Consider the following 12194-nt stretch of genomic DNA (forward strand, 5'->3'; position numbering starts at 1 on the left):
GCGACAGCACCCGACCCGCGGGATAACTCCGCCCGACGGGATGCCGCGGACCCGGCCGCCGCCCGACGGGATGGGTCAGCGCGCCGCGAGCAGCTCCGCGAGCCGCTCAGCCTCGCCGGCCGCCATCGCGTACGTGTGCTCGGGCGCGGGATAGGCACCGCTGCGCACCTCGTCGGCATACGCCGCGACACCTTCGAGCGCAGAGTCGCGCAGGTCGGCATACCGACGCACGAAGCGCGCTGCCGCTCCCCGGTGGATGCCGAGCAGATCGTGGAACACCAGCACCTGTCCGTCGGCAGCCGCCCCGGCCCCGATGCCGATGACCGGGATGTCCATCCGAGGCATGAGCGCGGCGGTAACCTCGGCAGGCACGGCTTCGACGACGAGCATCGAGCATCCGGCATCCTGCAGCGCGAGGGCGTCCTCGATGACGGCCAGCGCTGCGTCGGCCGACCGGCCCTGCGCGCGATAGCCGCCGAGAGACGCGGCGGTCTGGGGTGTGAGCCCGACGTGCCCGACGACCGGGATGCCCGCCGATACCAGCGCGCGGGCGCGATCGACCGATGTCCCGCCGCGCTCGATCTTCACGAGATCGACGCCGGCCTCCTTGACGAAGCGCCGCGCCGTGGAGATGGCCTCGGCATCCGATGCCTCGTACGAACCGAACGGCAGGTCGCCGACGAGCAGCGGACGATCCAGGCCTCGGCGAACAGCGCGGGTGAGCATGAGCATCTCGTCGACCGTGACCGGGACGGTGCTGTCGTAGCCGAGGACGGTCATCGCGGCGGAGTCGCCCACGAGGACGACGTCGACTCCGGCGGCCTCGACGATCTGCGCGCTCGGGAAGTCGTAGGCGGTGACCATGACGATGGGCGTCCCGGCATCCTTCGCGGCAGCCAGGTCGTTCAGTGTCAGGCGCTTCGCCGGGCCGGGGTGCGCGCTCACGCCGTCACCAGCTCGCCGACGGCATCGTCGACCCGGACGATCGTGTTGGACCGGTCGACGTGCACGACGACGGGTTCGTACGACGCGAGATCCTTGCGCGAATACTCGGCATAGGAGATGACGATGATCGTGTCGCCGGTGTGCACGAGGCGGGCGGCGGCGCCGTTGACCTGGACGACACCGGATCCGCGCTCGCCGACCAGCGTGTAGGTGACGAAGCGGGCGCCGTTGTTCACGTCGACGACGTGCACCTGTTCGTGCGGCAGGATGTCGGCGGCCTCGAGCAGGTCGGGATCGATCGTGATGGATCCGACGTAGTTCAGGTCGCTGCCCGTGATGGTCGCGCGATGGATCTTCGACTTCAGCATGGTGCGTCGCATCAGGCCTCGCCCCTCAGGGTGTGGTTGTCGATCAGGCGGGCCGCGCCCACGCGGGCGGCGACGGCGATCAGGGTGTCGCGTTCGGTGGTCGCCACCGGGGCGAGGGTCTCGGCGTCGCGGAGTTCGAGGTACTCCGGGGTGATGCCGGCTTCCTCGAGGACGGCGATGGCCGCGGCGCGGATCGCCGCGGCATCCCGCTCCCCGGCGTCGTGCCGGGCGTGCGCGGCGTCGAGCGCGCGACTGAGCGCAGTGGCCTGTGCGCGGGCATCCGGGTCGAGGTAGACGTTGCGTGAGCTCATCGCGAGCCCGTCCGGTTCGCGCACGATCGGACACGATTCGATGCGCACGTCGAGGTTCAGATCGTGCACGACCCGGCGGACGACGAGCATCTGCTGGGCATCCTTCTGCCCGAAGTAGGCGACGTCAGGTCGGACGATCCCGAACAGCTTGGTGACGACGGTCGCGACGCCGTCGAAGTGATGGATGCCGCGACTCGCGCCGTCCAGCACCTCAGTGATTCCGGCGACATGGACGGTCGTGGCGAAGCCGTCGGGATAGATCTCGGCGGGCTCGGGCGCGAAGAGGATGTCGACGCCCTCGGCTTCGGCGAGGGCGGCATCACGGGCTTCGTCGCGCGGGTAGGTGCTGAGGTCCTCGTTCGCGGCGAACTGGGTCGGGTTGACGAAGAGCGAGACGACGACGAGGTCGTTGTTCTTCCTAGCCTCGCGCATGAGCGAGAGGTGACCCTCGTGGAAGGCTCCCATCGTCGGGACGAGGCCGACGGTCCGGTGGCTTGTGCGGGCGGCGACGACGGCGGCGGCGCGGATCTCGGGGATCGTGCGGAGGATCTTCATGGGGTCTCCTCCGTCGAGCCATCCGCTCGTTGAGCGCGGGAGCGCAGCGACCGAGTCGAAACGCCGTCCCCCGATGCTTCGCCCGCACGCAGGATCTCCCCCGTCGAGTCCGCGAGCACGTCGAACAGCACGCCGAGGTTCTCGCGTGCTGCGGCATCCCGCTGCCGCTCCACCGTCGTGACGTCGCCGCGGACGATGGGCCCGGTCAGCGCCGCACGCGCTCCCCTGGCCTGCCAGTTGTCGACGCTCTGCCGCACCAGCGGGCCGAGCAGCTCACGGGGTTCCGAGACGCCAGCGGCCCGAGCGAGGACCTCTGCGGCATCCAGCACGGCGAGCAGGTAGTTCGACGCGAAGGATGCCGCGGCGTGATAGCTCGCCCGATGCACCTCGTCGATCTCGAACGGGCGCGCGCCGAGGGCGCGGGCGAGATGCTCGGCCGCCTCGCGGGCGACGGGTGTGCGCCCGGCGATCGCGGCGCCGATGCCGTGGAAGACCTCGGGCGGCTCGGTGCCGGTGAAGGTCTGCAGCGGGTGGATGGTGAAGTCGACGTCCGTCAGCGGCGTCGCGCCCGAGACGTGGCCGACCAGCCGTGCGTGCGGGCGGACGCGGGCGGCGGCCTCGGGGATCACGGCATCCGGGACGCACAGGACGGCGATGTCGCTCTGCGGGATCTCCTCCCTGCGCCCGAGTGGCCCGCGGACGTCGAACTCCGCAGCACGCAGCGCGCGTGCGAGGACGGCGCCGAGACGGCCCGCGCCGACGACGGCGATGATCGCGTCCGGCGTGAGAGCAGCGGCAGGATGCATGGCGGATTCCGGTCGAGAACGGAGAGCGGGGACGCCCCGAGTATCCGCCCGGGACGGCATCTGTTCCAAATCTGAGAGCAGATAGACAAGTCGATGACCCACGTCATTTGTGTATATGACATGGATATCGCATTTCACCCTGCCAATTGGATTCCGCGGACGCAAGGAGGCCCTGCGGCAGTGCACGCGCGCACCGCCCCAGGGCCTCCGTCGTCCGCCTGGCACTCAGCGCAGCACGAACTCCACCGTGGTGGCGTTGCCCGCGACGTCGTAGGCGACCAGCGTGTTGGCTCCCGCGACCGCGCCGAAGGTGCCCGGCTTCACGTGATTCAGGTCGGACCACGCGTCGTTCGTCAGGTCCTTCGCGACGCCGTTGAGCTCGACGCGATCGATCCTGCCCGCGTCGTTGAGCTTGAAGCTCACGGTCTCGTATCCGGTCTCGTCGCCGATCGTGAACGACGCACCCTCCTTCACCGTGACCTTGGGAGCCGTCGCGTCGACGGTCACGTCGAACGTCGACGTCTTGGATGTGTTGCCTGCGGCATCCCGTGCGTTGTACTTCACCGTGTACGTGCCGTCCGGGAGGTCGACGGTGGTGATGTGCGATGCGCTGGTTCCGGTCACTGCGGACTGCGTGCTCTTGATGAGTTCGCCGTCCTGGTAGATGTTCGCCACGATGCGGGCGAGGGCCGCGTCGTCGGTCGCATCGACCTGGATCTGGAGGTTCGACGCGGGTCCGGCCGTGGACGGGCTGGCCAGGGCGACCTGGGGTCGCGTCGTGTCCGGCGCGGTGTAGGCGGCGACCACGCTGCGGGTGGCAGTGTCCCCGTCGACCGCTGCGCTGAGTTCGGTGACGGTGACGCCGTCAGCGATGCTCTCCTGCTTGGTCGGGAAGGTCTGCGATACGGTCTCCCCCGGCTGCACCTCCGCGAAATCGTGCACGCCGAACGCCGTGAGCACCTTCGCCGAGACAGGGACGCTGTCCGTGTTGTCCACCGTGACGATGAGCTGGACGCGTCCGCCGGTCTGCTTCGTGGCGGTGGTGACGTTCGCCGCCGGGCGAGGCGCCGCCTGGTGACCGAGCGGCGTCAGCTCCGCGGCCGCACCGAACCCGAGACCGTTCTGCGCGCTGAGCCCAGTCAAGCGGATGTACCGGCCCGTAGTCTCGGCGAAATCGACCTGCTTGGCGTCGGTGCCGGCGCTGAACGAGCCGGTGGCGACGGGCTCACCCCACTCGACGCTGTCGTTCGACACGTGGATCTCGTACCCCTTGAGATTGCCGTTCGTGCCGGTCTGGCGCGGCAGGTAGCGCAGCCCGTCGAGGACGTGCTCGGACCCGAGATCGAGCGTGACCCAGTGCGGGAACGTCGCCGCCGGCGCGACGGCGTACTGGCTGTGCCAAAGCGAAGCAGGGTCGCCGTCGATCACGTTGGCGGCTGCTTCGGATGCATCGGCGCCCTCACTGGAGACACCGGCGATCGACAGTCGTGAACGCGGCACGGCATCCTCGGCAAGGGTCGTGAGCGTCGTGCGACGGGTGATCGACCCGGCGCCCTCGACCGAGGTGAAGGCGGCGTCGGCGGTCACGGTGTAAGAACCCGCGGCGGTTCCGGCAGGGGGCACGACGACCCATTCGATCACGCGCTCCTCGCCGGCGGCGAGCTTCTTGACGGTCGTGGCGCCGGTCGCGAAGACATGCCAGCCCTCCGGTGCGTTCAGCGTGACGGACGCCTCCGTCATCTTCGCGTCCGTCTGGTTGGTCAGGGTGGTGCTGATCCTGGCCGCTTCACCCGGGAGCGTCTCGGATGCCGAGGCGGACAGCTTCAGCCGCGCGGGGAGAGCTGCGGCATCCTCTCCGGCGACGAACTCGACGGACTTCGTCTGCGAGCGGTTGCCATACATGTCGACGGCGGTGGTGTCCGCCACGTAATCCGTACCGGCCGTCAGACGGATGAGCGGTGCGTCGACCTGGCGTCCGTTGCGGATGGCGAGCGGGATTTCGAGGATGCTGGGGCGCGGCGCGACCTGGAAGTCGGAGAGCACCTTGGCTCCGGTGCGGATCGGGAGGGCGAGCGCACCGGTCGCGGCATCCTTCACGCGCACGTCGTAGCCGTAGACGGTCTGGTCGTCGGTCGCGGCCGGCACGCGGAGCACATCGGCGCCATCGACCAGGGTGTGCGCCGGTGTGCCCTCGAAGATCGGGGCCGTGGTGTCACGGGACGCCGTCGTGTAGTCGAAGTTCGCACGGACCTCTTCGGGTGTGCTGCCGTCGAGGCGGACCGTCCAGGTGGGGCCGGCGAGAGTTCCAGCGCTCGCGAACGGATACTCGGACTTGGAATCGCCCCAGACGCCATTCTTGTACGTGCGGTCCTGCTCGGCGGCGAAGTTGATGCGGTCGATCTCGGTGCGGTCGTCGTATACCTCGACGTACAGCGCCTGCGCGGTGGGAATGGTGAACTCGTCCCAGAGGGCGTTGCCGTAGATCTGGTAGGCGTCGTGCGGCGTCTCGGTGTACGACATCGAGCCGTCGTTGACGGCCGTGAAGCCGCCCTGCCAGATCGAGCGCTCGTCATTGAGGTGCAGGTGCGAGTGGCCCGAGAAGTAGACGACCTGCGGGTAGGCGGCGAGGTCCTGGGTCAGGTTCGCGTTGGATGCCTGGGCGCCGCTGTTGACGGTGTTGGCGGCGGGGCGGTGTCCGACGACGAAGATCGGCTTCTCGAGTGCACCGTCCTCGGCCGCGAGCGCGGCGAGACGCTGCTGCAGCCAGGTGCGCTGCGCGCCGGAGTAGGCCTCGGTGTCGATGACGAGGAAGGTGCTGTCGTCGATCGTCTTCTCGTAGTACCCGCCGGCGGCGTTGGGGAACCAGTCGCTGTAGTACTCGGCCATGTCGGCGTTGCCGACGTCGTGGTTGCCGTGCGACATGAGGATCGGGGTGTCGTCGAGACCGAGCCGGCTGATGTTCTCGTCGAAGATCGTCTTGACGACCTGGTGGTCCGGCGCGGTGTTCCAGTTGTTGTCGTTGATCTGGTCTCCGTTGGAGATGATCAGGTCGGGGTCGTCGTTGATCGCGGCGAGGGTGTCGAAGTGTGTGGACCAGATGCCCCGGCTGGTCTCGTCGAGCGTGGAGGTGTGGACGTCGCTCAGCACGAAGAACGACAGCAGGGGCTTCTCATCCGTCTTGATGATGTAGCCCTCGATCTCGGCAGGCGAGACGGTGCCGTCCTGGATCGCGACAGCGGCGACGTTCGTCGTCTCGTCGATCGTGAGGGGTTCCTCGTAGAGGGCGCTGTCGGACGTCGGGGTCGAACCGTCGAGCGTGTAGCGGATCTCCGCACCAGCCGGAGCACTGAGCTCGACGGTCGTGGGCTCGCTGAAACGTCCGCCATCCTGGCTGAATGTCAGCGCGGTCGGGGCGTCGGCGGCGCTTGCTGCCGTGGGCACAGCCACGGCAGCGGCGACCACAGCGAGCGCGCACGCGCCCGCGATCTGTCTCTTCATGTCCACTCTTTCCACATGTCTATCCATGAGCCGCGGGTTCGGCATCATGAGCGACGCTAGGCAGACAGAAGGGACGCAACAGGACGGAATCGGGAACGTCAGGTGAACAAGTTGTGTGCCGAGGTCGGCACGTAATGAAAAAGAAGTAAATACAAGATCACGGACGCACCGCTGGGCGCCTCAGCCGAGTTCACGGAGCGGCGAGGTGCGGTCGCCTCGGGCATCCCCCGTATTGACCGTGCCCTGCGGCTCGAACAGGAGCGCGTGCACCTCGGCGTCGGCCTTCGGGCAGTGCTCGACGCCCTTCGGGACGACGAACACGTCGTTCGGTCCGAGGACGACATCGCGGTCGCGGAGCTGGATCGTCAGCTCGCCGCTGAGCACCAGGAACAGCTCGTCGGTGTCCGGGTGCGTGTGCCAGACGAACTCGCCCTGAAGCTTGACCACCTTGACGTCGTAGTCGTTCACGCTGGTCAGGCGGTGCGGCTGCCAGTGCTCGGTGATCGCGGCGAGGGCGGTGTCGATGTTGCGGGGGTCGGTGGTCATGGTTCGAGGGTATTCGGGTTCGATGTCGGGGCGTCCTGCTACAGTCCATCTCAGGTTCAAGAGCTGCAGTCATCGGTACCTGGCCGGCTGCACGGCAACCCTCCTCCATCGAGCGGGGTGCCCCGGGGGAAGAACCGGTCCGGCGCGAACGCGTTCGGGCAAGTCGATGGGTCCGCGTCGTCCGACGCGGTGGCGCGGGCCCTTCCTCGGAAGGAGCACACCATGAACGCCGACCACACCCCTCGCCCCACAGGCGGATGGCCGAACGACGAGAACCGTCCGGTCTTCGCGGAACCGCCCCGCGACGCCTGGTGGCGCCGCCTCGGTCTCGCCGCCCCGTCGCCGCGAGAGCGCGACGGCTCATGCGCACCGAGCCGTGCTCGCCTCGCTGACGCCGCAGGGTTTCGTCCGCCGGATGGATGCCGGTGAGCAGCGCCTCTCGCTCGACGACGTCGTCGCCGAGCTCGATCTGGTCGCGGAGACCGTCGGACTCGGCATCCGGGATGCCGCGGACGAGCGCCGCCGGTACGGCTGGGAGCGAGTGCGCGCAGCGCTGTCGGCACCCGACGCTTCGGTGCTCATCGCAGACGGGCCCTGGGCCGGGTTCACGCGCGGCCAGGCCGCAGCGTGGTGCTGGAATCTGTTCCAGTACGAGCCACACGGGTTCGTCAGCCCGGGTGCGCAGGCGCGGGCCGAAGCGCTTCGGGCGCTCGAGGCTGGCGGGCTGCCGACCGTGTTCGGCTACCCAGCCCGGGCGGCCGAGCTCGAGCGGGCCGGGCTCACGCCGGAGTCGTACCGACAGGCGCAGGAGGCGCTCGGGAAGCCGACGTTCAGTCCGGACGACGTGCGGCGCTGACGTGATGTCGGGCCCACGGCGTACGCTGAGCTCACCCTCATCGACGAGGCAGTCTCGACACGAGATGAAGAACATACGGAACCGGAGTGAAGAACATGAACGAGACGATCATCACCGTCGTGGGCAACCTGACCGCCGAACCCGAATTGCGCCAGACGCAGGGCGGGGTCGCGGTCGCCAGCTTCACGATCGCCAGCACGCCGCGCAGCTTCGACCGTCAGGCGAACGAGTGGAAGGACGGCGACGCCCTCTTCATGCGCTGCTCGGCCTGGCGCGATCTCGCGACGAACATCACGGGCTCGCTGACCAAGGGCATGCGCGTGATTGCCAGCGGACGCCTGCAGCAGCGCGAGTATCAGGACCGCGAGGGCAACAACCGCGTCAGCATGGAACTGCAGATCGACGAGATCGGTCCGTCGCTGCGGTACGCGACCGCGCAGGTGACGCGGGGGGAGCGGTCGGGCGGGAGCTTCGGCGGTGGGCAGGCGCGGGATGCGGCGGTGGCGGCACCGGCCGGCGCCGCGGCGAGCCCGAGCACGGCGGAGGGCTGGGCCGCACCCGGGCAGAGCTGGTCAGGGGCGGACGAGACGCCGTTCTGACTTCATCCGAGGGCCGCGCCGCAGCTACGCGCAACGCGCGGCGTCCACCAGGTTTTCGGCAGTCTCGAGGATCCGGTCGGCCTCCCGCGGGTTCGTGAACGCCTTGGGCGCCAGGCGCTCGCGCGGCGCACCCGACAGTTCGAAGACCGCGGACGGCACGTAGTACTGTCCGGGCACAGCGTCGGACTCCAGCGCGACGAGGGCGGTCTCCGCCGCCTGCCGCGGCGTGCTGCCGAGGCGTTCGACGAGCCGGCTGGTGGCGCCGGACGCCCGTTTCCGAGCATCCGCCGCGATCCCCGTCCCCGGCGCGACACCTGGATGGCACAGCTGCACGTTCGTCCCCCAGATGCCTGCGATGCTGGACTGCGCGAGCGCATAGGCGTAGATCCCGAGTACGCGCTTGGATGCCGCGTAGGCACGCAGTGGGTGATACCGGCGCTCGGACTGCAGGTCATCCAGTCGCCCGTGCGAGGCGGCAAGGCTGAGCTGCACGGCGATGCGTGCACGGCTGCGTCGAAGCAGCGGCAGCAGCAGTTGCGTCAGCGCGTAGTGGCCGAGGAAGTTGGCCTGGAAATGCAGCTCGAGCCCCTGCTCGGTCAGGTGACGCTCGGCATCGCCGAGTAGTACGACGCCGGCGTTCATCACGTAGCGATCGACGGCCTCGCCCTCGGCGCGCAACGCCATCGCGAGCGCCGTCACGGTCTCCGGACGGGCGAGATCGAGATCCCGGATGTCGATCTCGGCATCCGGGACCGATGCGAGGATGCTGCGGGCTGCGGCGTCTCCCCTGAGCCGGCTGCGCACCGGGAGGATCAACCGTGTGCCTTCCTCCGCCAGGCGGCGGGCGATCTCGAGTCCGACGCCGTTGCTGGCGCCTGTCACGAGAGCGCGTTTGCCCGTCCACCGACCCGACATGGCAACTCCGATGCGCGCAGATGATCCATTCAATGATCAAGAGCGCGCGGAGTCCTGCCTGATACATCGTCCAAGGCTGCACACGCCGTCAGCAGTAGTCGCAGACGCCGCTCGGGGGCAGCACCATCCCACAACCAGGAGTAGTGCAGATGCGCCTTTCGGCTTCTTCTCGTCGTCGCTGGACCGGTGTGCGCCCGCCGTCGCGACACCCGCGCGCGAGGAAGTCGATCAGTCGCGTCGTCCGACACGATCGTTCGGGCCCTTCCCATGCAATGAACACACATATGAATACTGATCACGCGCCTCGGACCACTGGCGGATGGCCGAACGACGAGACCCGTCCCGTCTTCGGTAAGCCACCTATAACGCCCGACTGCTCGTGACGACGGGCCGCAACGGGCACGGCTAGGATCACGATTAATTGATCACAGGCATGGAGTTATGGATGTCCCTAACATCGCAAGACCGATTGCGAAAGATGATTCTCCTCACCCTGGCTGAGTCAGCAGACGGTGAAATGACGCGCGCAGATACGCTCGACGCCATCAATCGGACATGGAAAGCTCATTGGAGCGAAGAGGACCTGACGCCACCGCGCACGCGCCCGCACGAGCCCAATTGGCGGAATCGAGCGAGCTATGAGCGGGCGCGCATGATCCGCGAGGGGCTTCTCGACGACCGCGCTGACGGAACATGGAGCCTGACCGCGCAGGGCTATGCCGCAGCCACAGGAACGCTACGCCCCGAAGATGAGTTGCGCGAGTTTTATCGTTCGATTGGGAAACCACGCCGATAGTCGATTGTGGCACCGGCGTAGTGAACTGCCGGTTGACCAGATCGCTCGGCAACACCGTCGCCCTATCGAAGCGCGTGCTAACGCCCGCTCCGACTTCCGGAGCCCGCGGACCCCGTCGATACGCATGAGGCGTTCGATCTGATCGCGACCGATCTTCCACCCTTACCGGCGCAGGAGCGCGGGCATCTTCCGGCGCCCGTAGACGCCATAGTTCTCCGCGCGCAACCGCATCACCGCCGGAACGAGCAGCTCGTCCTTCAGCCGCCGCCGGACTGCGCCCGACCGACGGCGGCACCATAGCCGCGGGAGGCGAGGAATCCTCTAACTGCCGGTCGGAGGACCTGGCAAATGAGCTCGACCCCGAAACGATCCGGTGTTTGTTGATGATCATCTCGTTGAGGGGTGGTCGAGCCCCTTCGCGAAAAACGCTCACAGCCTTGAGGAGCCTCGTTCGCCTTCCGCAAATCCGAGACCTCCTCTTGCAAGCGCTTGATCTCGCCGTCGCTTCGGTAATGACGCCGGGCTTCACCCCGGCGTCTACCTTGTAGCTGGGTTGCCACAGCCGCAACGTCTCCGGACTCATCCCCAGCAGACCGGCGACATGCCGGATCGCGCTCATCAGCGCGGGGTGCGCCGGCCGCTACCAAAACGCGCCACACCTGCTACGCGCAGGCAGATCATATCGCCCTGGCACCCGGGACGAGAACTGCTGAGATGATGGGCCGGTGAACGATCGGCCGCCCTTGAAAGCTACTGACCTCACGACCGATGAAGACGCATCGGTCGTGGAGGACAAGACGACTCCCGCATGGCGTCAGTTCGAACTCGATGTCGTGAGGACCATTGCCAATCTCGATCCCGCCGCGGAGGTGGTGCACAACGAACACGTCAAGGGTCATTACTCCGGAACGATGCGCCAACTGGACGCCATTGCGAGGAAGTCATTGGCGGGAGCGCCCGCCGAGGTGGTGATCGAATGCAAGCAGTACAAGCGAAAGCTCGGCATCGGGAAGATCGATGAGTTTGTCGGCAAGCTGATCGACATCGGGTGTGGCCACGGCATCCTGTATGCCACAAGCGGCGTCACGGAACCAGCAAGACTGCGCGCGTCCGGAAGCATAAGTCCGCGGATCACGCTACGCGATATGTCCGATCTCCCGCTATACGCCGACCCCTCGCAGGTATCCGCCGACACTCTCGAGAGCGTTCTTGACGAGCATGCAGTGGACTTCTCTGATCTGGTAGAAGAAGCAGTGCTCGGCAACTGCCAAGCCAGCAACTGTTGGTACGGCAACGTCCAGTTAGGGCCGGTGGACGGGATCTTTGTTGGCCAGTGCGACTCGTGTGGACAACTTCACGTTATGTGCAGATGCTGCGACGAGATATCAGAGATGGATTGGTCGTCGGGCACTTGTTTCGTATGCGGCGCGGAGTACCACGTGATCAGCTATCAAGGCGATCTCGACGGGATGGAGCAGATCTCACACGGACCAGACTGCAACGGTGAGCACACGCCGACCGAAACTGCGTCGTAGACGATACGGGTCGGACCGTCCTCTGAACTCGCGGATCTAGTGCGGACCTGGTGTCAACGTTGTGTCCCGAGCATCACGAGGCTTGCGACTGTCGACGGCGGCCGGCTGCTCTCACGTCGCGCCGCGTCGACCCGCTAGTCTCGGACATATCCGGAAAGATCCGGTTCAACTTGCTTCGAGGGAGCTCGCATGCCCGAGCCATGGCTGTCTGCCGACGACATCGCGGACTACCTGGGCGTGACCAAGGACACGATCTACGCCTGGATCTCCGACAAGGGGATGCCAGCCCACAAGGTCGGGCGCCTCTGGAAGTTCCAGACGAGCGAAGTCGACGACTGGGTGCGCCGCGGAGACGCCGCATCGGCCGACTAGTCGTACTCGTCGCCGCAATGTCGGCGGCCAGACGTATCCTGATCGACTTGCCCAAAATCGGAGGAGGAGCGAAGTGGATGAAGCCACGATGA

12 protein-coding genes and 1 riboswitch are annotated in these 12194 nt (G+C 67.3%); of the genes, 5 read left to right on the forward strand and 7 right to left on the reverse strand.

Annotated features, from left to right (window positions below; all coding sequences use genetic code 11):
- Positions 1-75: 75 nt before the first annotated feature.
- The 6 genes from panB to M2317_RS16300 form a co-directional block, all read right to left on the reverse strand.
- Complete coding sequence (panB, locus tag M2317_RS16275) at positions 76-945, reverse strand: 3-methyl-2-oxobutanoate hydroxymethyltransferase (RefSeq protein WP_429461939.1); 870 nt, start codon at positions 943-945, stop codon at positions 76-78.
- Positions 942-1325, reverse strand: a complete 384-nt coding sequence (gene panD, locus M2317_RS16280; RefSeq protein WP_429461940.1) for an aspartate 1-decarboxylase — start codon at positions 1323-1325, stop codon at positions 942-944. Before panD ends, panB begins: the two co-directional genes overlap by 4 nt.
- Positions 1325-2179 carry a pantoate--beta-alanine ligase gene (gene panC, locus M2317_RS16285; RefSeq protein ID WP_429461942.1) on the reverse strand — a complete coding sequence of 285 codons (855 nt, stop codon included), beginning with the start codon at positions 2177-2179 and terminating at the stop codon, positions 1325-1327. The genes panD and panC overlap by 1 nt, the downstream gene beginning before the upstream one ends.
- Complete coding sequence (locus M2317_RS16290) at positions 2176-2985, reverse strand: DUF2520 domain-containing protein (RefSeq protein ID WP_429461943.1); 810 nt, start codon at positions 2983-2985, stop codon at positions 2176-2178. The genes panC and M2317_RS16290 overlap by 4 nt, the downstream gene beginning before the upstream one ends.
- 225 nt (positions 2986-3210) lie before the next feature.
- Positions 3211-6483 (reverse strand): discoidin domain-containing protein, encoded by a 3273-nt coding sequence (locus tag M2317_RS16295; protein WP_429461945.1) that lies wholly within the window; start codon positions 6481-6483, stop codon positions 3211-3213.
- A 180-nt stretch (positions 6484-6663) separates the two neighbouring features.
- Positions 6664-7029, reverse strand: coding sequence for a cupin domain-containing protein (locus tag M2317_RS16300; RefSeq protein ID WP_429461947.1), 366 nt, complete (start codon positions 7027-7029; stop codon positions 6664-6666).
- Between the two features lie 54 nt (positions 7030-7083).
- A riboswitch (SAM riboswitch) is annotated at positions 7084-7200 on the forward strand.
- A 205-nt stretch (positions 7201-7405) separates the two neighbouring features.
- On the opposite strand from M2317_RS16300, the gene M2317_RS16305 reads away from it, so the two are divergent.
- Together M2317_RS16305 and M2317_RS16310 are read left to right on the forward strand one after the other, a co-directional pair.
- The gene (locus tag M2317_RS16305; protein WP_429461948.1) at positions 7406-7885 is read left to right on the forward strand and encodes a hypothetical protein; all 480 of its coding nucleotides are present in this window, start codon (positions 7406-7408) and stop codon (positions 7883-7885) included.
- Positions 7886-7980: 95 nt separating this feature from the next.
- Positions 7981-8484 (forward strand): single-stranded DNA-binding protein, encoded by a 504-nt coding sequence (locus tag M2317_RS16310; RefSeq protein ID WP_429461950.1) that lies wholly within the window; start codon positions 7981-7983, stop codon positions 8482-8484.
- A 24-nt stretch (positions 8485-8508) separates the two neighbouring features.
- Here M2317_RS16310 and M2317_RS16315 read toward each other — a convergent pair whose 3' ends face one another.
- Positions 8509-9399: an SDR family NAD(P)-dependent oxidoreductase gene (locus M2317_RS16315; protein WP_429461952.1), complete on the reverse strand. Its 891-nt coding sequence runs from the start codon at positions 9397-9399 to the stop codon at positions 8509-8511.
- 478 nt (positions 9400-9877) lie between these two features.
- Between M2317_RS16315 and M2317_RS16320 the strand changes: the two genes are divergently transcribed.
- From M2317_RS16320 to M2317_RS16330, 3 genes are all read left to right on the forward strand, one after another.
- Positions 9878-10195 carry a winged helix-turn-helix domain-containing protein gene (locus tag M2317_RS16320; RefSeq protein ID WP_429461954.1) on the forward strand — a complete coding sequence of 106 codons (318 nt, stop codon included), beginning with the start codon at positions 9878-9880 and terminating at the stop codon, positions 10193-10195.
- Between the two features lie 725 nt (positions 10196-10920).
- Positions 10921-11730, forward strand: a complete 810-nt coding sequence (locus M2317_RS16325; RefSeq protein ID WP_429461956.1) for a restriction endonuclease — start codon at positions 10921-10923, stop codon at positions 11728-11730.
- A 189-nt stretch (positions 11731-11919) separates the two neighbouring features.
- Positions 11920-12102, forward strand: coding sequence for a helix-turn-helix domain-containing protein (locus M2317_RS16330; RefSeq protein WP_429461958.1), 183 nt, complete (start codon positions 11920-11922; stop codon positions 12100-12102).
- Positions 12103-12194 lie beyond the last annotated feature (92 nt).

It is taken from the genome of Microbacterium sp. ZKA21, from assembly GCF_050434165.1.
In the GTDB taxonomy this organism is placed as follows: domain Bacteria; phylum Actinomycetota; class Actinomycetes; order Actinomycetales; family Microbacteriaceae; genus Microbacterium.